The organism is Shewanella sp. DAU305, from assembly GCF_026802235.1.
GTDB lineage: Bacteria > Pseudomonadota > Gammaproteobacteria > Enterobacterales > Shewanellaceae > Shewanella > Shewanella baltica.
In genome coordinates this window covers 558,918-580,920 of sequence record NZ_CP113808.1, presented here as the reverse complement: position 1 = coordinate 580,920, position 22,003 = coordinate 558,918, and the positions used below count along the sequence as shown (strand labels likewise).

General features: G+C 47.9%; 20 protein-coding genes. 7 read left to right on the top strand and 13 right to left on the bottom strand.

Annotated elements, in window-relative coordinates; all coding sequences use genetic code 11:
• Positions 1 to 103: 103 nt before the first annotated feature.
• The 7 genes from OX890_RS02485 to OX890_RS02455 form a co-directional block, all read right to left on the bottom strand.
• A complete protein-coding gene (locus OX890_RS02485; protein ID WP_107403133.1) occupies positions 104 to 1,135 on the bottom strand; it encodes a LacI family DNA-binding transcriptional regulator in 1,032 nt (343 codons plus the stop codon).
• Positions 1,136 to 1,227: 92 nt separating this feature from the next.
• Positions 1,228 to 2,685, bottom strand: a complete 1,458-nt coding sequence (locus OX890_RS02480) for an MFS transporter (RefSeq protein ID WP_268650045.1) — start codon at positions 2,683 to 2,685, stop codon at positions 1,228 to 1,230.
• A gap of 59 nt (positions 2,686 to 2,744) precedes the next feature.
• On the bottom strand, positions 2,745 to 3,209 hold the full coding sequence (locus tag OX890_RS02475; RefSeq protein ID WP_014620907.1) for an NlpC/P60 family protein: 465 nt from the start codon (positions 3,207 to 3,209) through the stop codon (positions 2,745 to 2,747).
• A 136-nt stretch (positions 3,210 to 3,345) separates the two neighbouring features.
• A complete protein-coding gene (locus OX890_RS02470) occupies positions 3,346 to 4,083 on the bottom strand; it encodes a sulfite exporter TauE/SafE family protein (protein WP_006084819.1) in 738 nt (245 codons plus the stop codon).
• 134 nt (positions 4,084 to 4,217) lie between these two features.
• Positions 4,218 to 5,462: an L-lactate MFS transporter gene (locus OX890_RS02465; protein ID WP_126490865.1), complete on the bottom strand. Its 1,245-nt coding sequence runs from the start codon at positions 5,460 to 5,462 to the stop codon at positions 4,218 to 4,220.
• A gap of 106 nt (positions 5,463 to 5,568) precedes the next feature.
• The gene (locus OX890_RS02460; RefSeq protein ID WP_006083764.1) at positions 5,569 to 6,300 is read right to left on the bottom strand and encodes a LytR/AlgR family response regulator transcription factor; all 732 of its coding nucleotides are present in this window, start codon (positions 6,298 to 6,300) and stop codon (positions 5,569 to 5,571) included.
• Positions 6,294 to 7,967: a sensor histidine kinase gene (locus OX890_RS02455; protein WP_172599542.1), complete on the bottom strand. Its 1,674-nt coding sequence runs from the start codon at positions 7,965 to 7,967 to the stop codon at positions 6,294 to 6,296. Before OX890_RS02455 ends, OX890_RS02460 begins: the two co-directional genes overlap by 7 nt.
• Positions 7,968 to 8,314: 347 nt before the next feature.
• On the opposite strand from OX890_RS02455, the gene OX890_RS02450 reads away from it, so the two are divergent.
• The 5 genes from OX890_RS02450 to OX890_RS02430 all read left to right on the top strand — a co-directional run bounded on the left by OX890_RS02450 (position 8,315) and on the right by OX890_RS02430 (position 13,351).
• A complete protein-coding gene (locus OX890_RS02450) occupies positions 8,315 to 9,238 on the top strand; it encodes a pirin family protein (protein ID WP_268650044.1) in 924 nt (307 codons plus the stop codon).
• A gap of 270 nt (positions 9,239 to 9,508) precedes the next feature.
• Positions 9,509 to 10,555, top strand: a complete 1,047-nt coding sequence (locus OX890_RS02445; protein ID WP_126490863.1) for a sensor histidine kinase — start codon at positions 9,509 to 9,511, stop codon at positions 10,553 to 10,555.
• Positions 10,556 to 11,245 (top strand): response regulator transcription factor, encoded by a 690-nt coding sequence (locus tag OX890_RS02440; protein WP_011982013.1) that lies wholly within the window; start codon positions 10,556 to 10,558, stop codon positions 11,243 to 11,245.
• A 44-nt stretch (positions 11,246 to 11,289) separates the two neighbouring features.
• On the top strand, positions 11,290 to 11,988 hold the full coding sequence (locus OX890_RS02435; RefSeq protein ID WP_126490862.1) for a potassium channel family protein: 699 nt from the start codon (positions 11,290 to 11,292) through the stop codon (positions 11,986 to 11,988).
• Between the two features lies 1 nt (position 11,989).
• Entirely contained in the window at positions 11,990 to 13,351 is a 1,362-nt protein-coding gene (locus OX890_RS02430) for a TrkH family potassium uptake protein (protein ID WP_268650043.1), read from the top strand.
• A gap of 204 nt (positions 13,352 to 13,555) precedes the next feature.
• On the opposite strand, the gene OX890_RS02425 is transcribed toward OX890_RS02430, so the two are convergent.
• The 6 genes from OX890_RS02425 to OX890_RS02400 form a co-directional block, all read right to left on the bottom strand.
• Complete coding sequence (locus tag OX890_RS02425; protein ID WP_006084812.1) at positions 13,556 to 13,942, bottom strand: hypothetical protein; 387 nt, start codon at positions 13,940 to 13,942, stop codon at positions 13,556 to 13,558.
• 189 nt (positions 13,943 to 14,131) lie between these two features.
• Entirely contained in the window at positions 14,132 to 15,040 is a 909-nt protein-coding gene (locus OX890_RS02420) for a hypothetical protein (RefSeq protein ID WP_006084811.1), read from the bottom strand.
• Between the two features lie 372 nt (positions 15,041 to 15,412).
• Positions 15,413 to 16,597: an NAD(P)/FAD-dependent oxidoreductase gene (locus tag OX890_RS02415; RefSeq protein ID WP_126490860.1), complete on the bottom strand. Its 1,185-nt coding sequence runs from the start codon at positions 16,595 to 16,597 to the stop codon at positions 15,413 to 15,415.
• A gap of 185 nt (positions 16,598 to 16,782) precedes the next feature.
• Positions 16,783 to 17,799: an NAD(P)H-dependent glycerol-3-phosphate dehydrogenase gene (gpsA, locus tag OX890_RS02410; protein WP_006084809.1), complete on the bottom strand. Its 1,017-nt coding sequence runs from the start codon at positions 17,797 to 17,799 to the stop codon at positions 16,783 to 16,785.
• A 4-nt stretch (positions 17,800 to 17,803) separates the two neighbouring features.
• Complete coding sequence (gene secB / locus OX890_RS02405; protein ID WP_006083777.1) at positions 17,804 to 18,289, bottom strand: protein-export chaperone SecB; 486 nt, start codon at positions 18,287 to 18,289, stop codon at positions 17,804 to 17,806.
• Between the two features lie 295 nt (positions 18,290 to 18,584).
• Positions 18,585 to 19,019: a rhodanese-like domain-containing protein gene (locus OX890_RS02400; protein WP_126493409.1), complete on the bottom strand. Its 435-nt coding sequence runs from the start codon at positions 19,017 to 19,019 to the stop codon at positions 18,585 to 18,587.
• Positions 19,020 to 19,286: 267 nt separating this feature from the next.
• Here OX890_RS02400 and gpmM point away from each other — a divergent pair, with 267 nt between their 5' ends.
• Together gpmM and OX890_RS02390 are read left to right on the top strand one after the other, a co-directional pair.
• Positions 19,287 to 20,831, top strand: coding sequence for a 2,3-bisphosphoglycerate-independent phosphoglycerate mutase (gpmM, locus tag OX890_RS02395; RefSeq protein ID WP_011982007.1), 1,545 nt, complete (start codon positions 19,287 to 19,289; stop codon positions 20,829 to 20,831).
• 10 nt (positions 20,832 to 20,841) lie between these two features.
• Positions 20,842 to 21,975, top strand: a complete 1,134-nt coding sequence (locus OX890_RS02390; RefSeq protein ID WP_006083781.1) for a murein hydrolase activator EnvC family protein — start codon at positions 20,842 to 20,844, stop codon at positions 21,973 to 21,975.
• Positions 21,976 to 22,003 lie beyond the last annotated feature (28 nt).

Here is a 22,003-nt window from a genome sequence, read left to right as displayed (position 1 = left end):
GGCTTGAGCTTGAGTTTGGGTTTAAGTTCAAGCTAAGCGACATAGTTTTGAGATAGCAAAAAGGCGCATTGAATGCGCCTTTTTTAGTTAAAAGATGTAGCGATTAGCAGCTCTTACCGAGACGTAATTCATAGCCCAAAACTTCCGCATGCACGGCGTCACTAACAAACATTTGCGCCGCTTTTCGGCCCTTCTGCTCAGAGTATTGATAGACAGTCGTTAACGGCGGATTTGAACGTGTGCCTTCATCTATGCCATCAAAGCCCACGACTCGCACATCTTCAGGAACATTCAGCCCCATGGCCTGCGCCTCACCGAGCACACTCAAGGCGATTAAGTCACTCATGCATAAAAACACATTCGGCCGTGGAGTCGAGTTCAATGCTTCTTTTGCCGCTATCGCCGCATAGTCGGCATTGCTCTCGGGGATATTCCAAATGCGGTCCTGCCCCAGAACAACGCCCACTTCTTCAATCGCTTGCAAGTAACCCTGTAATCTTTGATGGGCAACAGAGGTATCGATCTCTAACAAATTCAAATCATAAACGCGGCACGTTAAGTGGGTATCGAGCAAACGTAACCCTAAAATGGCCACATTGTCTGTGGGTGACTGCAATGCCAGTTTCGCCACTTCATAGGCGGCTAACTTATTGTCTATGCTCACTGATGCATTGCGGTGGATATCAAAATCGACCGTGACGACCTTTTTCTTTACCTGCTTTAACTGCTCGGCTAACAGGGCGTTGCGCGGGCGACCATAACAAATAAAACCATCCACAAAGTCGGCCACCGCATTCACGCTGTCCGAACTGCCCGAAAACAGCAGCAAATTGAGTTTTTCTTGTTCCAAGACAGAGGCTACGCCCTTCATAAATTTACTGGCGACGGGATCGGACACCATGTATTCCACGCTGTCCGACAGTACCAAGGCGACAGTATCGAACTTGCCCTTACGTAGGGATTGAGCCGCTTTATTTGGCCCGAAATATCCCAACTTAGTGCAGGCAGCCAAAATGTCGTTACGACGTTTTTCCGATAATTGGTCGGGGCGATTAAACGCGTTAGAAACAGTGGCATTAGAGACACCCAACTCGTTGGCTATGCTCTTTAGGGTCCAGTGTTTTGTTGTTGTCATGCTTATGTCCTGGAATCGAATAAAGCCACAAAAATACGGCTCAGCGCAAATAGTACACGGCTTAAATGGGTCGTGCACCTGCAAATCTTGGCTTAATGCGCAGTTTCGCTATCGTGATCTTTTAATGCCGTTGCAGGGGATAAAAAACCGACTATCGCGGCACACAATGCCGCAGCGGCCATAAATCCATATTGGAAGGCGTGATGCACTACCTCTGTCGGCAATGTTTTAATCGCAGCGATGCCAAGCTCTGAACCCGTGAGTGGCAACAGACTATAAAGCAGCACGCTAAACAGCGCAGTACCAATAGCAGCGCCCATAGAACGACACAGTGACACCATAGCCGTGATCTGGCTGAGTCGCGCCTTGCCCGACACGCTCTGCACCACGAGCTGCACACTCGGCATAACAGTGCCTAGCCCAATCCCGACCAACACACCTAAACCGCCGATTACATTGGCATTAGGCGGCACAAAGCTAATCAATAACAAGCCGATGAAAGCTAAGCCCATGCCAAAGGTCGGCAACCACTTAGGCGCGACATCTTTACTTAACAGTCGGCCCGCAATCGTCGAGCCAGTGACAATACCGAAGGTCATAGGCAAGAGCAGCAAACCGGTTTTGGCGGGATTGGTGTGTAAACCCACTTGCAGATAAATCGGCAGGAAGAAAATCATCGCAAACAAACAGGCCGCAAACAGCGCCGCCGTTAGTAGTGGCATATACACGGCCTTCTTCGCCAGTAAATCTAACGGCAGAAACGGGCTAGCCAATCGCCGCTCCCACAATAACAAGCCTAAAATCCCAACCACCACAAAGACGGCAAAGCCTAAGCTGGTCGCAGAAAGCCAAGCAAACTCTTGACCCGCCACAGATAACCAATATAAGAGTGCGGTGATAATGGTCGGAAACAAGACCACGCCCACTAAATCAAACTTGCCTTGGCGTACGGGTTTAACGCTGCGCTTATGCAGCCCATTGAGTCGCCATACCGCTAGCATAGCCAGTGGAATATTCGCCCAAAATAGCCAATGCCACGAATAGGCGTGCACCACAATACCGCCAATGACAGGGCCGCCAACACTCGCGAGGGTAAACATAGCAGCAAAATAGCCTTGGAAACGCGCCCGCTGCCGAATGGGGACTAACTCGCCAATCAAGGATTGAGACAAACTCATCAAGCCGCCACCGCCCATGCCCTGCAAGATACGTCCGGCAATCATGTGATCCATAGTGCCCGCACTCGCCGAAACGATTGAGCCCAGCGCAAAAATCACTATGGCGATCATCAGGATTTTCGCGCGACCGAAGTTATCCCCTAACCAGCCATAAATAGGCACAGAAGCGGCCATCGCCAGCATATAACCGATAGTGATCCACGAGGCTTGGCGCAGGCCGCCAAGATCTTCAACTATGGCTGGCGTCGCCGTGGCGAGTAAGGTTTGATCGACCGCCGCCAAAAACATGGGCAAGAATACGGCCGAGAAAATGGCGAGAAAAACAGAAGTCGGTAAAGGGTCACTCTGGGATAACGCAGGCTCTAAGGACATATTGTCTCCGCTAACTCATCAGCCAAAGTGCATAAAAGAAAGTGCATAAAGAAGATGTGCTAAATTCGCCGTGCATTCCAATACTTAGACGCCCAATAACTGTTATGCAGGCTCGAAATCTTCACCCCTTGGCTAGTGGAAACATGGAGAAAATTATCGTCTCCCACATAAATGCCGACATGGTGTGTGCTCCAACCTGTCTTGAAAAATACCAAGTCGCCCTTGCGCAGTTGATTTCTCGGCACGGGTTTCCCTAGGGCTTGCTGTTCTTCAACCGTGCGCGGCAAGGTCATACCCAACATCTTCTGATAGGCGACCGACACAAAGGCCGAGCAATCTATGCCCCGCTTAGTGCCACCGCCTAAACGATAGGGCACACCGCGCCACTCAGAATGCAGTTCGGAGATATTGCTATCGTTCCAAACCGTGGCGGGTTCAACTTGCTTTACCACAGGCTTAGGTTCTGGCGCGCTAGCACAAGCGCCAAGGCCTAAGGCTAAGATAATTATCAGTAATCGTTTCATAGCTTCAAACTCATTGCAGGCAGATTTCACAGTAACGTAATTTTGAGTTTTTATCAGGTAAATTCAGGGCGGCTGGGGATCAAAACGCCCAAACACCCGCGCACTCTAGCAGACTAATGTAACCCAAAGCTTAAAACTATAACGCGGTCCACAATAAACGTACGCCCACCAGCACCATTAAAATCAAGATGATGCGCTTAAATAACCTGTCGTTAATTTTATCTTGAATAAACAAACCTAGCTTTACCCCTAACCATGCCAGCGGCACCAGTAACAGGGAAACTAAAATATTCTCTTGGTTAATCTGCCCAAGCAAACTGTAAGGGATCAGCTTGACCAAATTCACCACCGCAAAAAACACCACAGCCGTGGCTAAAAACTCCGCCTTAGCCAAACGCAGCGGCAACAAATAAGCATTGAGTGGCGGCCCGCCCGCATGGGCAACAAAGCTAGTAAATCCTGCTGTTAAGCCACACAAGCGCCCAACCAGGGGTGAAGGTGATGCTTGGGTTTTATCCCCCAGAATCAAACCATACAAACCAAAACCGAGGGACACACAGCCTAAAATCGCCCGTAGATATTCTTCATTCAACCTATCAAACAACAGATAAGCGATAAAAATACCCACTATCGCCGCGGGCAATAATATCCATAAATGACGCGGATTATGTTGCCCCCACCAAGAGCGCACGCTTAAAAAATCCATATAAATCAGCAGCGGTAACATAAGCGCCGCCGCTGTGGTAGGACTAATGGCCAGCGCCAATAGCGGGACAGTTAAGCCGCCCACGCCACCCGCAAAACCGGATTTAGAAATCCCCGTAATCAACACTGCGGGTATCGCCACCAACCAAAAAAGAGGGTCCGTTAACATCAACACATCCTGAATAACGCTTTATGGCTATCAAGTTACCTGTTGTTGAGGTGATAAAAAAGCAAAAAATCCGCAGCCATTTAGCTGCGGATTTTTGTTTTAGCTTTTGGCTAAGCCGGACTAAGTGTTTGTGCTTAAGCCGATTCTGCCGTCATGTTCACTAAGCGCGGTGTACTCTTAGTCGCTTTCTTGGCTGACACTGGGGTTTTAGGTTCTGGCAAACGTATGGTTAATGACATCACTAACGCCACCACCAGCAGGACTAAAATCACGTTGAATGTCGCAATAAAGCCACCGAATAACGAGGCGACAATCGAACCGATAATGCTGCCGACACCAAAACCTAAGTAGATAACCCCATAGTTTTTAGTTAGGTTATTCAGGCCGAAGAAGTCGCTCACCAGTGAGGGATAAACAGTAATAGTGCCACCAAAACTAAAGGCAACGCAGGCAACGGCAACGAAGAACAGATTAGCATTCAAAGGTACAAACAGCAGTAACACCATACCGACTAAAGTGATGATCTGCGCCAGCGAAATAACCCGAATGCGAGGAATTTTGTCCGACAGGATACCCAGCACCAAACGACCACTGAGGTTCGCCATGGCAATTACCGCAACCGCATTAGCAGCGACCAATACTGGCAAGTCGACCATCTTCTCGCCGATATCTTTCGCTACACCAATCACATACAAACCACTCATACAGGCCGACAGGAACATCAATGCCAACATCCAGTATTGTGGTTTACGCATGGCTTCTGCGAGGGTGAAGTCGCGGCTCTCGGCCAGCTGACTTGCGGCTGATTGTGCTGGCGCATCTTTCATCAACATGCCGCCACACAAAACTAGCGCCATGGCGATTAAGCCCCACAGTTGGAAGGTAGTTTCAAGGCCAGTATTTTCGAGTAACAGCACGTTGATGTACTTAAATCCAAGGCTACCTAGACCATAAGCGCCAATCGCTAACGCCGAAATCAGCCCTTTGCGTTCGGGGAACCACTTCACGCAGTTAGACAAAGTCATTAAGTAGCCAGTGCCATCGGCAAAGCCCACTAAAATCCCGGCACACAGGTAGAGCATCATCAAGTTACTGGCTTGGGCAGTGAGTAAGAATCCCAGCCCGAGTAATAGGCCTGCACCTAAGGTGACATTACGTACGCCGAAGCGTTCCTGTAATTTGCCCGCCATGGAAGAAGCCACGGCCAAAGACAAACTCAGCAAACCAAATACAAACGCCACTTGGCTGACAGGCTCGTCGAGCTTAGTGGCCAACTGCGCATTGAACAGGCTCCAAGTGTAAACTGAGCCGAGTGCAAACTGGGTGATAATAGTACCAACTAAGGTCAGGTACCGAGTACGGTTCATTTCTTTAGTCATGATGCATCTCGCTTTAGGGATCAGGAATTGAGTCCACTATAAGAGAGATGCCATTCGCGCCGATCAATTAAGGCATGAAATACAGATCTGCAGGAATGAATGACAATTACAGCCTCATCAGCTGTCGAAAAGCCTTAATATTACTACGGCTAACGGGCACCTCGAACGACAAATCATGCAAGCGGATCAGGTAAGTGCTATTGAACCAAGGCACGATTTCGCGGATCTTGTTGATATTGACGCAATAGGAACGGTGGCAACGGAAAAAACCCTCGGCGGGCAAGCGGCTGACAAACTCGCTAATGGTCATCTGCATCACATAACGGTCGGTGCGGGTATAGACATAGGTGAGTTTTTCATCAGCCTCGGCGTAATAAATCTGCTCGCAGGGCGTGACGATAATTCGCTCCCCTTTGACTAAGTTCACGGTACGACTCGCATTACTCGCGGCTTCATGTTGCGGCTTTGGCGCTTGTCGCCCCGCCTGTTCAATCTTCTGCAATAAGCTGATGATCCGCGGCTCATTGTAAGGCTTGAGAATATAATCGAAGGCTTCGAGCTCGAACGCTTCTACCGCAAATTCTTTATAGGCAGTCACAAACACCACATGGGGTGGATGGGTCGATTTATGCAGATTCTTCGCCAGCAATAGGCCATCGATGGACGGAATTTGGATATCCAAAAACACCACATCAACCTCATGATCCTGCAGATATTTAAAGGCCTCCAAGCCATCCTCAAAGCTTGCCACTATGTCTATTTCACTGTGGCTCTTTACTAAATACTCCAGCTCCTCACGGGCCAGATATTCATCTTCAACTATGATGGCTTTTAACATACTTGCGCCTCATTTTCCGGTAAATAAAAGCTGACTTCAGTCCCCGGCTCCAGCCGTTTAAGCTGCAGCCCTTCGCCGTACAATAACTTCACCCTCTGGTGCACATTCATCAGCCCAATACTGCTGCTTTCTATGCGACCCGCGGCGACGCCATCTATCACCTCTTGGCTGATGCCATAACCTGTGTCACGCACGGCCACGCGAATGCCAGCATCGAGTTTTTTCACTTCTATGGTCACTCTGCCCGGCGCACTGCGCGGCTGAATGCCGTGCAAAATGGCGTTTTCCACCAGCGGCTGCAACAAGAGGCAAGGTACACAAAAATGCACATCGTCGACATCGAACACCACCTCAAGCTTGTCGCCAAAACGCGCCTGCTCAATCGCCACATAATCGCGTACTTGTTTGACTTCTTCTTGGATATCAATCAGCTCATCGCCCTTGGCTAGGTTATAGCGCAGATAATCGGCCAGATTGGCAATCAACTCCCGCGCCTGCTGCGGCCGAATACGGATCAAAGAAGAAATCGCATTGAGGGCATTAAACAAAAAGTGCGGGTTAATCTTGCTCTGCAGCGCAGTAAACTCCGCCTTGCGGGTCATCTCCTGCAGTTGCTCGATACGCGACACTTCCATCTGGGTCGAAATCAGCTGCGACAAGCCCACAGCCATCTCTCGTAGCGAGCTGGTAATCCGATAGTTATTGCGATAATAAATCTTCAGCGTACCGCTTACCGTGCCGTTTTCACGCAGCGGGATTATGATGACCGAATGAAAATCCGATAAATGATATTGGCGTAAGTCGTTGTTAATAATGTTTTGATCTAGCTCTATCGCCCTTTGAGTCATTTCGCTAATCGCTTGATGACCATCGACCTCGTAGTAATCTTTGCCAACGCCCATATAGGCTAATACATCGCGAGTATCAGTAATGGCCACGGCATCGGCATGGATCTCATTACGGATAACAGCGCACACTTGCTCTAAGGCATGGCGGTCAATTTTGCGGAAGAAAGGTAAGGTTTTGTTGGCAATATCCAGCGCGAGCTTGGCCTGCTTAGCGGCAATGAGCTCTTTCTCATCGTCGAGGTCCTGCACTAGCTTAATAATCAGTCCGATACACACAGTGCCCGCAATCATGGGATAGGCAATGTGACTGACTATCTCAACGCCCACCTCGTGTGGCTCTGTCAGCAACCAAATCAACAACATGGTCAGCGTTTCGCACAACATGCCCGCCACAATGCCATAAATCCACAACTTAGATTTGGGGCATTTGTAGTAAATCCAGGTCGCCATTAGACCGGCAATAATGCTGGCGATTAAACACGGAATCGAGGTATCACCATCCATATCAATCAGATATCTATGCAGCCCCGACAGCACGCCCGCTGGAATACCAACCCAAGGGCCAAATAATATCCCGCCGGAAATAATCGCGATAATCCGCACGTTGACCAACGCGCCTTCAACCTCAATGCCGGTATAAGTACTGAACACCGCAAATAAGCAAAATATCGCCGCAACAGAAACTAACTCTGCGGGGGTGTGATTACGCTTTTGGAATAAACGCTGGAACGGTCGAGTGCGGGTTAAAAAGAACAAGGTCATCAGCATCAAGGCTGCCCGTTCAAATACCGCCAGTAACATCATTTGATTTTCGAGCACGCTTTCCCCTTTGCAGATCTGACTTAACGTGTGCAGGATTACAATCACCGAGACTAACCCAAAACTCGTCCACTATGACGGCTCGAGTAAAACATCAAACGCTAATGCCCACATAAATACAGGCTTGCTAAAGTAAAGGACAGCAAAAACTCCCATACACGCGGGCTCAGTCACATATTCACGTTTGAATCGGGTTAACAAAGTCTATTGAAGGACGATTTGCAAAATCCACGGGAATACCCGAAGCTAAAACCTTCGGCTCGAATACAAGATGAAATCTAAAACCAGTTCAGCATGCCAGATAAACACTAACTAAGTGTGTCCTCACCAAGGAATAAGGAGCGAACATGAGTGAAGTTCAAGCACAGTTTTATGGTGGCCCTAAGGAATGCCCTATTGAAAATGGCCGCATTCAAGTTCAACGAATTTCCCCCAAAATCAGTGATGTTGGCGGTATTCCCGTCGCACGGGCTATTCCACAAAAAGAGCGTCGTCTTATCGGCCCTTGGTGTTTCCTCGACCATATTGGCCCAGTCACCGACGGCCCAGAGCTAAACGTTGGTCAGCATCCACATATTGGGCTACAAACTTTTACTTGGATGCTCGAAGGCGAAATCATGCACAAGGACAGTCTCGGCAGCGCCCAAGTGATCCGCCCCAAACAAGTTAACTTGATGACCGCCGGACACGGTATCGCCCACACCGAAGAGTCCGTAGCAGGCCATAGCACTCTGCACGCGGCGCAGCTGTGGATTGCCCTACCGCTTGAGCATAAAGACACAAGCCCGAGGTTCGATCACTATCCCGAACTCCCGACGTGGCACAATGCGGGCGTTGATTTCACTCTGCTGATTGGCCGTTGGCAGCAGCAACAGGCGCCCACATTGCACTTCTCGCCGATAGTGGCGATGGATTTATTTGCCGCCGAAAACACTGAGCTTACCCTGACTCTCGACCCGAGTTTTGAATACGCCCTCATGCCACTCGAAGGCTTTTTCCGTATCGATGACCAAAGTTTCAATAATAATGATCTCGCCTATCTGGGCATGTTACGTGAAAGCGTCACAGTCGAACTCGACGCGGGTTGTCGCATACTCTTGATTGGCGGCGCACCACTGGCCGACCCTGTCAGTATTTGGTGGAATTTTGTCGGCCACAGCAAAGACGAAATCGCTAAAGCCCAAGCTGATTGGGAGGCCCACTCGACACGTTTTGATACTGTGCCCGGCTATAACGGCAAGCGCTTAGTGCCACCGCCGATACCTTGGTGATCTTCAGCTAAATAATGGCAGGCAAATACTTGATAGCTAGCCCATTAGCGTCAATCCGATAACTGCCCACGCCTAGGATGGCTTACCCCATGAGTCTATGTGGTAAGCCTGATTATTAGCTCGCAGCTTGATATGAGTGTGCGAGAACATCCCGAGTAAACTGCACGCTAAGCTACTCACTGGGCTATAAATTTTACGGATTTTTTACGCGCTATCTTAAAATGGCTTTGTTAGAGTACAGACACTTTCTTTATATGCGTCTTTCTATCCATGACTTCATCCATAGCGGCTCCCATGACTCAATACTGGCGTTCGCACCCAACATTTTTTACTGGCACAGTGCTAGTTATCGCGATTTTTAGCAGTGCATTTATCGATTATTTTGCTGGTTCCACCATAGCCGTGCTGCTGATCTTACAATTGGCCGTGGTGGCTATCGCCCTACAATGCAACACCAACTTTGCCTATTTTGCGGCAGTATTTGAGGCGACCAGTTTTAATTTTCTGTTTACCACACCGCGTTATTCGCTACAGATGTTCAATCTTGAGGACATTCTCAATTTAACTGTGTTTCTACTTGTCGCCCTCACCACCAGCAAATTGGCCGAACTTTATCGCCGCCAGCAGGCGGCACTCGAACAGGCTCAGTTACGCAACAGCATCTTATTGTCGGTTTCCCATGACTTACGCACCCCGCTCTCGACCATTATCGGCACCTTAACGACCCTGAAGGAATACATGCCTAAGCTCAGTGCGTCGCAAAAGACTGAGCTGATTGATAGCGCGGCCGCCGAGAGTCATCGTCTGCATCAATATATCGAAAACCTGTTACAGGCCACTAAGTTACAACACGGTGCACTCAAATTTAACCTAGACGAAGCCAATCTGCGCGAAGTGTTACAGCGCACTATCGCCCGCTTTCAAACCGCGCAACCTAGGATCAAAATTCACAGTGAGCCAGAGCTACCACCATTAATGATTTGCAGCTCTTTGATTGAACAGGCGATTTTTAATGTGCTCGACAATGCCCTGCACTATTCACCCACCAGCCAACCTGTAACAGTCAATCTCTATCGCCACCAAGATATGCTGCGCATCGATATTCAAGACTTAGGACAAGGCATAGCCCCATCTCAAAAGGAGGCGATTTTCGAACTGTTTTACCGCCAACATCCTTCTACCGATGGCGGCGCAGGATTGGGCCTTCCTGTCGCCAAAGGCATTATTATTGCCCATAACGGGAGTCTCAGTGCCGAAAATGTTGCTCAAGGCAGTCTGATCCGCATCGCGTTACCGATAACGAAGGAAAATGTATAAATGGCTTACAAGGTGTTAGTCGTGGATGATGAGCCGCAAATTCATACCTTTATGCGGATCTCACTCGAGGCGGAAGGCTTTGAATACATAAGCGCCACCAGCATAGCCACGGCGCTCAAACAGTACCGCAGCCATCAACCGCACCTTATCGTGCTCGACCTCGGCCTGCCCGATGGTGATGGCATCGAGTTACTCCATGCGCTGCGCCAACAGGATAAGACCCCTGTGCTAGTACTCACCGCCCGCGATCAGGAGGAAGAAAAAATCCGCCTACTCGAGGCAGGTGCTAACGATTACCTGAGTAAGCCCTTTGGGATCAGGGAATTAATCGTTCGCATCAAGGTGTTGGTTCGCGACCTTGTGGATACCTCAAGCGGCGCCGATATGCTGCAATTTGGCCCACTCACTCTACAAAAGAGCAGCCATCAATGCTGGCTTAACCAGCAGGAAATCGCCCTCACCAAAAAGGAGTTTGCCCTACTCGTTCAGTTAATGTCCCACCCTGGGCAATTGCTGAAACAGAGCGACCTGCTGCGCAATATCTGGGGCGAAACTCACCAAGAAGATGGCCATTATCTGCGGATTTTAGTCAGCCAATTGCGTAAAAAGCTTAACGATAGTGACGAACAGCAACTGATCAAAACCGAGCCTGGCTTAGGGTATCGACTCACCGACCTCGGCCCGCCCTAGGCCAGCTCGCCTCACTCTTTAGTTCAACCACACAAGGATATGAAATGGCACATTTTACTGTCATCGGATTAGGCCGCTTCGGCGTCGCTGTTAGCCGAGAACTGATCCACTTAGGTCATACGGTCACTGGTGTCGATAATGACCATAAAGCTGTTGAAAAATATGTAGAAGTTCTTACCGAAGCCGTAATTTGCGATTGCGCAGATGAGGCGTCGCTAAGGGAACTCGATCTTGCCAGTAGCGAAGTTGTGATTGTCGCTATCGGTTTTGATATGCAATCGAGCCTGCTGTGCACACTGGCACTGAAAAATCTCGGCGTGCAAAATATTTGGGTTAAAGCCAGTAATAAGGCGCACCACACCATATTGTCTAAACTCGATGTTACTCGGATTATCCACCCTGAAGAAGATATGGGGGTCCGCGTCGCCCAGTCGCTAAACTATCCCATGGTGAATAACTTTCTCGCCATCGGCGATGGGCTCTATATTGTTGAAATCCATATTAAAGCCCATTTGCATCAAGCCACTGTTGGCCAACTGCTGGGGAGCTTGCAAGAGAAAAACACTGATGAGCAAATCAACGTGCAACGCAGCCCTAAGGGCAAAGTCGCGCCGTTAATGGTCAAACGAGAGCAAAGTGTATTTAGCAAGATTGATAGCGATTTTACCTTGCACACAGAAGATGCCCTATTCCTTTGCGGTAGCCGTGCCGAGTTAAAACAGCTCGCGCCAAGGTTGGTGTAAGGTGGTTCAATGGCATCCTTCGCTCACCCTAGAGCACACTCCTAAAAGCGGCAAAAAACTCTTTGGCGCGCCGCCCTTTATTTTAAGTGCAAGCTTTGCTCTGTTGATCCTCGTCGGCACATGTTTACTTAAACTGCCCATCGCCACTGTGTCGCCCATTACTTGGCTGCAAAGCCTGTTTACCGTCACCTCGGCGGTGACAGTAACAGGGCTTGTGGTCGTCGATACTGGAAGTGTGTTCACGCCCTTTGGCCAAGTGATAATCGCGCTGTTAATTCAATGCGGGGGTTTAGGCTTGATGACCTTTGCCATTGTCACTCTAATAGCGCTGGGCGGTAAGATTGGCTTTCTGCAGCAAACCGTTGCAAAAGAGGCGTTTAATCAAACCGATACCTCGACATTAGTCTCGACCGCAAAAGCCGTGCTAGCGTTTTCGCTATTGGTTGAAGCCGTCGGCATGCTGATTTTATCTGTCTACTGGAGCGGCGAGCTGGGCTGGCAAACTAGCTTATTCCACGGCTTTTTCTATACCATTAGCGCCTTTAATAACGCGGGTTTTGCCCTAAGCCCAGATAGCTTAATGCCCTATGTGGCCGATCCCGTGATCAACCTGACCATCACAGCTTTGTTTATTATTGGTGGTTTAGGATTTTCGGTGTGGATAGATCTGCGTAGGAACAAACGTTGGTCAAAACTCACCGTTTACAGCCGCATGATGATTACTGGCACTATTGTCATCAACACGGTCGCCGTGATTGCGATTTACTTTATTGAGTACAACAACCCCAACACCTTGGCGCCCTTAAGCGAACTCGGCAAATGGTTGGCCTCTTGGTTTCAAGCCGTAACCCCGCGCACCGCAGGCTTTAATACCCTAGCGATTGACCAACTCGAAGACGCCAGTACCTTGCTCATACTCGTGCTGATGTTTATCGGCGGCGGCTCATTAAGTACCGCCAGCGGCATTAAAGTCGTCACCTTTATGGTACTGATTTTGGCCACTTATGGTTATTTACGCCGCGACGAAGCCATCTATGTGTTTAAACGGGAAATCCCCAAAGATACCGTCAGCAAAGCCTTAGCGCTGACCATCATCTCTCTGGTCGTATCTTGGCTGGCTATCTTCATACTGGTATTAAGCGAGAAAGCGCCGTTAATCGATATCGTCTTCGAGGCCATATCCGCACTGGGCACAGTCGGTTTGTCCCGCGGTTTAACAGGCAACCTCACCAATCTAGGCCAAGCCATCATCATCTTTATGATGTTCATGGGACGCCTCGGCCCACTCATGCTCGCCTATTTCCTCGCGAATCCAAGGGTGAAAAAACTGCGCTACGCAGAAACCAAACTGGCGATTGGGTAAATAGATTGGTTGAACGTGTAATGGCCAATGAGAACTGACCATTGCACTAGAGTTTGTCTAGCCTATTTTGGACATTTTCTAGTTAGACTTTTAGATTTAATCAGTGAGTTTTGGGCTGATGTTTCTATAGGATAATGTTTGGCTAAATAGCGAGTGACTTGTTGCGAGTCCTGGGGCTACAGGCAGCCATGTTTAAGGCGCTCGTTATATTTTTTCTTCAACAATAGCCCTAGCCGATTCTTTTAACAGAGTATTTTTCTGTTCTTCGAGAGACTTTTTAAGGTCTGGACATGTTGTTAGCGTCATGATTTGTTCCAAATATTTAATTTTTTTAGTGTAGTCACGTTCATGAAGAATGAGGCTAATTTCATATCGGGCAAATGCAAGAGCTAGGGTTATCAAATAAGACGCTAGGCCAGCTGTAAAAGAGATGGTTTGCTCAGTGACATAAAGGGTAACTGCTGAATTAGAAGGGAGAGTTTTAGACCATGTAAGGAGAATAAAAGTTATAACACCTGTTATAGCTGCACCACTTAATACGTCAGATTTCTTGATACCTTTTGCTTGTTGAAGCTCCTTATCACTAGACATGTTTGCCATCCATGTGATGTTTTACTATATCCCAAAGAGGATCATCAGGGTATAGGTATAGAACATTCGTTTTTTTAGAGCCATAACTGTCTACGACTACGATTCGTACTCTTCTTGTTTTTAGTCGATGAACTATCAATGGCATAAGGTAATATAAGACTACTACCACAACTATGAGTAGTGATATAACTATAGAAGTTTCCACTGTCTATCCTCGGCAGGTATATGCTCTTTAACCTTTGTGATAGTGTAATTCACTGTCGCTTTACCTGTTAGCTTAGTTTTTTCTTTGTACCAAACCCCTTCAACTTCCAGTAAATCGTCCTTAGAGAATTTTTCTTGATTATCAGACACTCGTTTCAAAAATTTTGGGTCTGTAATGTACGCGATTATACTATTTGAAGGATTATCTTTAGAAATTAACTTCCACTTAGATCTCGGGTTATAGCTCAGTGTTTCTACATAGTAGAAACCAAAAATTTCACCTTCTTCTACTATGTGCTTATGGCTTCTCTTCAGCACAAGATTATTCCTGTCCTCTTTTGTAATCTTAATTTTCGGACAAGACGATATACCATGATCAATAATTAAGGTATCGATCCCATCTTCAGTTAAAGGCGTAGCAATATCACTAATAGCAGAGCGAATTTTAGGGTTGGTTAGAATTGCGCACTGTAGTTCATCTAGAACGACCCTTTCCCCATCAATATCTATTTCAAAACCATCAGCGGTATCTTTAATTACAATTTCTGTAGTACTTAAATCCATCTGACGCAATAGGTTTATTGCACACTGAATCGAGTTGAGTACAGAGTGGCTAACGGACACTTTGTCGAGAGACTGTTGCGACTCAGATTCAGACGTAAATAGTTTTAGCCACCACCATAGCGACCCCTCTTGGAAGCCACCTTCTAACATAATTTCTGTTTCAATCTTTGATCTATATATTCTATTCGCTTCTTTATAAGCTTCACGATATATCGTGTCTAAACCATCAATGCTCGCAGAAACATAAGATGCTTTCATTTGATGAGAACGAATTCTCTTACCTGAGCCGTCATAATGTATCTTTATTGACTGGCTATTAACGAGTTCCATGTTAATCCTTTAAAAATAACGTCTTAGTCTGTATGCGCTGTTTGCAGAGCATAAATTGCTTGTTGGACTTTGCGCTGCCACATCCATGTAATTTGGTATAAATAACGATGCTATAGGAATTTTCTTTTTTGCGGTAGAGGTTTTTATACCGTTTGGTGGGTAATCACTTGATATTGTTTTAGCTTTATCATTATTTCAGGCTCACTTTTGATTGACTAATACGTGTGGTTCACTACATTTTGGCCCTACATTCAGACTAAGACTAGTACCACATCCCCTCATCGACTTACGCCCATAAGGCTGCCGGCTTTTCGCTGTTGGTCATTCAGCTATGTCTTGAGGGGGGGTTATCCTGCTATGTGAAGTGGTTAACTACACCGCTTGTCCTGCGGCGACGCCAGATGCCCAGGCCCATTGAAAATTAAACCCGCCTAACCAACCACTTACGTCCATGACTTCACCGATAAAGTAGAGTCCTGCGACTTTACTGGCTTCCATGGTTTTGGATGACAACTCATTACTATCAATACCACCTAAGGTCACTTCTGCGGTGCGGTAGCCTTCAGTGCCGTTCATTAATAGTGTCCAACGGTGGATATCATCGACTAATTTTGCGCGCTCGGCGTGCACTAGTTGATTTAAGGCTTTGTTCAACAGGGCCTCATCGAATAGCACTTCAACCAGCCGTTTAGGCAACCATTGGCTGAGAGTGTTACGCAGGCTTTGCTTAGGGTGCGCGGCGAATTGTTGCTCTAGCAATTGCGCCAAATCCATATTCGGCAAGAGATCGATTTCTATGGTTTCGCCCGCTTTCCAATAGTTGGAAATCTGCAAAATTGCAGGGCCAGATAAGCCGCGGTGAGTGAATAGCAACGCTTCGCTAAATGCAGTGCCATCTTTGGCGGTAATGCGGCTCGGCACGGCTATGCCCGACAAAGGTTCGAAACGAATTTTATCTTCACTGTGCCAGGTAAACGGTACTAAACCTGCGTGAGTTGGCAGCACTTTTAAGCCAAACTGCTCGGCCAGTTGATAACCGTAAGGCGTGGCGCCGAGTTTAGGCATGGATAAGCCGCCGGTGGCGATAACCAGTGAGTCGCAGCTCAATTCGCCGCTAGAAGTGTTGAGCTCAAAGTGCCCTGCCTCGGTCTTTTTAACGGCCAGAATATCGGTGCGCAGCTTAATGGTCACGCCTGCCCATTCACACTCGGTCAATAGCATAGTGACTATCTCTTTAGCCGAGTCATTGCAGAACAATTGGCCGTGATCGCGTTCGTGATATTCAATACCGTGGCGCTCGACCAGTTCAATAAACTGCTGCGAGGGATAACGCGCGAGTGCCGACTTAACAAAGTGGGGATTACCACAGAGGAAGTTAGCGGGCTCGACTTTAAGGTTAGTGAAGTTACAACGCCCGCCGCCGCTGATGAGGATTTTACGCCCGGCTTGCTTGGCATTGTCGAGTACGAGTACATCACGGCCTCGGTAACCCGCGGTCGCTGCACACATCAATCCCGCGGCGCCGGCTCCGATAATAATGACATCATGATGTTTCACGCTATTACTCCACACAGATAAATTGATTGGTATTGACTGCCAACAGGCAGTTTGCTGACTCACGAACCTTTAGCAGGCAAGCCAGCAACCGCTAAACGGAGCAAAGATAAGCTCAAACGTTAGGCACAAAAAAGGGCGCTATTTTAGCACCCTTTCCTTTATTCAGCATCATTGCGGCTCGCGGTTTATTGCGCGGGCGTTTCTGATTTCTTTTCTCTGCTGAGCAATTCTTTCGCAGCATCGACGGGCGATTTACCTTGGTACAAGACTTGGTAAATCTGCTCGGTGATTGGCATTTCAACCCCAAGGCGTTTCGCAAGCGTAAACACTTCTTTGGTATTGCGATAACCTTCAACCACTTGGCCGATTTCAGCCTGTGCAGTGATCACATCACAGCCTTTACCTAAGGCTAAACCGAAACGACGGTTACGGGATTGGTTGTCGGTACAGGTCAACACTAAGTCGCCTAACCCCGCCATGCCCATAAAAGTGGCCGCATTGGCCCCTAAGGCTTCGCCTAAACGCGTCAATTCAACTAAACCACGGGTAATCAGGGCTGTTCTGGCATTGGCACCAAAGCCGATACCGTCAGACATGCCCGCACCAATCGCGATCACGTTCTTTACCGCGCCGCCAAGTTGCAGTCCGGTAAAGTCGTCGTTGGCGTAAACCCGCAAACGTTTAGGGCTGTGTAACAGCTCAACGAGATCGTTGGTGAACGTAGGACAAGTACCCGCAACCGAAATGGCCGTAGGTAAACCCATGGCTAATTCTTTCGCGAAAGTCGGCCCAGATAACACCGCCAGCGGATATTGCTCACCTAACACATCACGGGCCACATCTTGCAGCAAACGTCCGGTTTCAGGTTCGAGCCCTTTCGTTGCCCATACGATGCGCGCATCGCTACGGAGTAACGGTTTAGCTTGCTCAAGCACAGTACCAAACACATGGCTTGGCACTACCACTAACACATTGTTACTGGCAGCTAAGGCTTTGGCTAAATCGGCTTCGATCTGTAAACAATCAGGAAACGCAATACCAGGCAAAAACGCTTGGTTGCACTTGTCTTGAGCGAGCGTTTGCATGTGGACAGGATCGTGTCCCCATAACAAGGTCTTATGACCGTTGCTAGCTAAAGAAATGGCAAGGGCGGTGCCATAAGAGCCCGCCCCTAATACCGTGATATCGGCAGAGTTTTTCATGTAATTAAGCGTTAGCTTCTTCGGCAGCTGGTGCAGTCGCAGCAGCTTGACGTTGTTGCACGTATTGAGCAAACAGCGCGTCGAAGTTAACTGGTGCTAAGTTCAGTTGTGGGAAAGTACCACGACCGACTAAGCTGCCCACGGTTTCGCGAGCATATGGGAATAGGATGTTAGGGCAGTATGCACCTAATGAATGGGCCAGTTGTGGCTCAGTCAGACCAGTGATAGAGAAGATACCAGCTTGTTGTACTTCACATAGGAAAGCGGTATCGCCACCGTTTTGTGCAGTTACCGTTAAAGACAGGACAACTTCATACACATCGTCAGCTAATTTAGCGCTGCGCGTGTCTAAATCTAACTTAACTTCTGGGTTCCATTCTTTTTGGAATACAGCTGGGCTGTTAGGCGTTTCGAAAGACACATCTTTAGTGTAAACACGTTGGATGTTGAATTGTGGGGCTTGTTGTTCGTTGTTTGCTACTTCAGCCATAATTTCCTACCTATCCTATCAATGTTGTATCGGCTTTTCGTTGAAAGCCAATTATTATTTGAAAGCCAATTCATCTTTGAACGTAAATTGGCTCGGGGCTTATGTTACTCAAGGCCTGTATCAGATCTCGGTATCATCCCAACTTGCACCCATATTCGGGTATCGATCGAACCAGTCTAAAAACTTACATTAAGCCCTTAGCGACCGCAGGATCAGTATGCCAAACAATGATGACTGTATTGCTGCACTGCCTAAAGGATAGGGTGCAGCTTAAATCATAACTGCCGCCGACAACTTATCTTTTGCTTTTTGAAACAGGCATATTTGCTGCCTGCCATTCACCCATACCACCTTTCAAGTTATACAGGTTTTCGAAACCTTTTTGGCTTAAAAGCTGAGCGGCTTGAGACGAGGTCATGCCAGCATTGCATACCAATATAATGGGACTGGCTTTAAACTTTTCAAGGGCTGATATCTGATTATTTTTAATATCTGCTAGCGTAACGTTAATTGCATCAACAATATGCCCCTTGCGGAACTCATCACTTGAGCGCACATCAACCACTTTAGCGTCCTGTCTATTCACCATAATCGTCAGTTCTTGGTGAGAAATACTTTTGATTTTTGACATGCTCGATTTGATGATACTCGCGACAAGCACAACAAATAATCCCACCCAGGCCAGACTTAACATTGAGTGAGCTTTAAAAAATTCGATATATTCTTGCATGATGATTGCCCGCATAAATGGCGAAAATTCGATAAGGGCACAGAGTATACCGATTGCCTTGGCAGATTGCAGCAGTTTAGTCACAGTTCGAGATCGCACTTTTAGCGCAATTGCCTAGGTGCTTGTTACAAGCCAGCCACAGAATTGGACGAATTAGTGATTCGATGACCTTAATCGGGGTAAAGCGCTTTTTCATACCCCGCTAACGTAGTAATATTTGACCAATTTCAGATTTCTATCGCTTCTATAAAACTTAAAGGTATCACTATGACGACAGCTAAACGTCCGCTCGCGTTGTTGATCCTCGATGGCTGGGGCTACCGTGAAAACACGCATAACAATGCGATTTTCCACGCCAATACTCCGGTACTCGACCGTCTCAACGCTCAATATCCCCATAGTTTGATTTCAGGTTCTGGCTTAGATGTAGGCTTACCTGATGGCCAGATGGGAAATTCTGAAGTTGGCCACATTAACTTAGGCTCTGGCCGTGTGGTTTATCAAGAACTCACTCGCATCAGTAAAGCCATTGCAGATCATGAGTTTGAACAAAATCCAGCCCTGTGCGATGCGGTTGACTCGGCCATTAAAGCCGGCGGCGCAGTACACATTATGGGTCTGCTTTCTGCCGGTGGTGTTCACAGCCATGAAGAGCATATCGAAGCGATGTGCCGTATGGCCGTTGCCCGTGGCGCAACTAAGGTTTACTTGCACGCTTTCCTCGACGGCCGCGATACACCACCGCGTAGCGCTAAGACCAGCTTGAGCCATTTTGATGATCTGTTTACTACATTAGGCCATGGCCGTATCGCCTCGATTATTGGTCGTTACTTTGCAATGGACAGGGATAATCGTTGGGATCGCGTCTCGCAAGCCTACGATTTGATCACCCAAGGCAAGTCAAAATTCCAATACGACAATGCGGTTACTGCATTAGAAGCGGCTTACGAGCGTAACGAGAACGACGAGTTCGTCTCTTCATCGGCAATTACAGATGCAGACGGCCAAGTTGCGACCTTGCAAGATGGCGATGCACTGATATTTATGAACTTCCGTGCCGACCGTGCCCGCCAAATCACCCGTAGCTTTATCAACCCAGACTTCGATGGTTTTGAACGCGCTGTGGTGCCGAAAATGCACTTTGTCACTCTGACTGAGTACGCCGGCGACATCAAAGCACCTATTGCGTATCCATCTGAAAACTTGGTAAATACCTTAGGTGAAGTGCTGCAGAAACAAGGTCGCACTCAACTGCGTATCTCTGAAACTGAGAAATACGCCCATGTGACGTTCTTCTTCAACGGCGGCAAAGAAGAGCCATTCGAAGGTGAAGATCGCATCCTAATCAACTCACCTAAAGTGGCGACTTACGATCTACAGCCTGAGATGAGTTCAGCCGAGCTGACCGACAAGTTAGTGGCGGCGATTGAGTCGACCAAGTACGACGTGATCATCTGTAACTATCCGAATGGCGACATGGTTGGCCACACGGGTAATTTCGATGCCGCCGTTAAAGCCTGTGAAGCGGTTGACGCTTGTATCGGCCGTGTAGTGGATGCACTGGCGAAAGTGGGTGGTGAGTGCATTATTACCGCTGACCACGGCAACGCAGAGCAAATGACGGACGAAACCACAGGTCAGGCGCACACAGCGCACACCAGTGAACTGGTACCTTTCGTCTTTGTGGGCCGCAATGCGACCATAGATGAAGGTGGTAAACTCAGCGATGTCGCACCGACTATCTTGACCTTGATTGGCGAAGCCATTCCAGCAGAGATGACGGGCAAGCCCTTAATCCACATTAAAGAGTAACCGTTACCTAGTGAGCACTCGACTCCTTGTTAAAGCCAGCATTCTTGCTGGCTTTATGATGTTATCTTTCTCGGCCAACGCTTCTGATTTGGAGAAGCGTCAGTCCGAGTTGAAATCAATCCAATCGCAAATAAATCAACAACAAAGCGCGTTAAAAACCACCAGTAAACAAAGAGAAAAATTGCTGTCATTGCTGCGAAGCGATGAAGAAGCGATTGCGTCAGCGGCCAAAAAAGTCAACAGCACCAAAAATAGCTTAGCGCAAATAGACACTAAACTGACCGAGCTGAAACAACGTCAAGATGAGTTAGAAACGCTAAAAGTAAGTCAGCAACAAACACTGTCGAAACAGCTGTCGAGCGCCTATCTTGCCGGTAATCACGATTACACTAAGATGATGCTCAATCAGCAAAGTCCTGCCACTATCGAGCGTATGTTGGCCTATTACCAATACCTCAATAAAGCGCGGATGAAGTCGATCAACGAATTAAAGCAAACCTTGACCGAGCTAGATGAGATCAAGGTGTCTCAAACGAGTAAGCAAAAGCAATTAACCAAACTCGTGGCCGAACAACAGGTCCAAGCCAAACGTTTGAGCCAAGAGCAAGATCAGCGACAACTGACCATCAAAGAGCTGCAACGCACCTTAAATTCTAAGGGCGCGGAGCTGGAGCAGTTGCAAATTGAGGAGGCCAGCTTAAAGCGTGTGGTCGAACAAGCGCTGCGGGCCATGAAAGACAATCCTTCGATGGAAGGTTTTGGTAAACAAAGTGGCAAACTCAAATGGCCAACTAAAGGTCGCGTCAGTGCCAGCTTTGGCAGCCAACGTTCCGGCCAAGTCGTGTGGAAAGGCACTATGTTATCCGCGCCAGAAGGGCAAAATATTCGAGCCGTTTCAGGTGGTAAGGTTATTTATGCCGACTGGTTACGCGGTTTTGGTTTAGTGATGGTTATCGATCATGGCAAAGGTTATATGAGCCTGTACGGCCATGCTCAAACCCTATTAAAAAGCCCTGGCGACATGGTAAAAAGCGGCGAAGCGATAGCTTTAGTCGGACGTTCGGGTGGACAGAGCGAGGCTGGCCTATACTTTGAAATAAGGCACAAGGGGCAAGCCGTCGATCCAGCGAAATACTGTCGCTAATCATAACGGTCCCCTCATCACAGGGGAC

Coding starts and splice junctions, on each gene's coding strand:
- OX890_RS02485 (WP_107403133.1), bottom strand. CDS start 1,135: ATGACAACAACAAAACACTGGACCCTAAAGAGCATAGCCAACGAGTTG.
- OX890_RS02480 (WP_268650045.1), bottom strand. CDS start 2,685: ATGTCCTTAGAGCCTGCGTTATCCCAGAGTGACCCTTTACCGACTTCT.
- OX890_RS02475 (WP_014620907.1), bottom strand. CDS start 3,209: ATGAAACGATTACTGATAATTATCTTAGCCTTAGGCCTTGGCGCTTGT.
- OX890_RS02470 (WP_006084819.1), bottom strand. CDS start 4,083: ATGTTAACGGACCCTCTTTTTTGGTTGGTGGCGATACCCGCAGTGTTG.
- OX890_RS02465 (WP_126490865.1), bottom strand. CDS start 5,462: ATGACTAAAGAAATGAACCGTACTCGGTACCTGACCTTAGTTGGTACT.
- OX890_RS02460 (WP_006083764.1), bottom strand. CDS start 6,300: ATGTTAAAAGCCATCATAGTTGAAGATGAATATCTGGCCCGTGAGGAG.
- OX890_RS02450 (WP_268650044.1), top strand. CDS start 8,315: ATGAGTGAAGTTCAAGCACAGTTTTATGGTGGCCCTAAGGAATGCCCT.
- OX890_RS02445 (WP_126490863.1), top strand. CDS start 9,509: ATGACTTCATCCATAGCGGCTCCCATGACTCAATACTGGCGTTCGCAC.
- OX890_RS02440 (WP_011982013.1), top strand. CDS start 10,556: ATGGCTTACAAGGTGTTAGTCGTGGATGATGAGCCGCAAATTCATACC.
- OX890_RS02435 (WP_126490862.1), top strand. CDS start 11,290: ATGGCACATTTTACTGTCATCGGATTAGGCCGCTTCGGCGTCGCTGTT.
- OX890_RS02425 (WP_006084812.1), bottom strand. CDS start 13,942: ATGTCTAGTGATAAGGAGCTTCAACAAGCAAAAGGTATCAAGAAATCT.
- OX890_RS02420 (WP_006084811.1), bottom strand. CDS start 15,040: ATGGAACTCGTTAATAGCCAGTCAATAAAGATACATTATGACGGCTCA.
- gpsA (WP_006084809.1), bottom strand. CDS start 17,799: ATGAAAAACTCTGCCGATATCACGGTATTAGGGGCGGGCTCTTATGGC.
- secB (WP_006083777.1), bottom strand. CDS start 18,289: ATGGCTGAAGTAGCAAACAACGAACAACAAGCCCCACAATTCAACATC.
- OX890_RS02400 (WP_126493409.1), bottom strand. CDS start 19,019: ATGCAAGAATATATCGAATTTTTTAAAGCTCACTCAATGTTAAGTCTG.
- gpmM (WP_011982007.1), top strand. CDS start 19,287: ATGACGACAGCTAAACGTCCGCTCGCGTTGTTGATCCTCGATGGCTGG.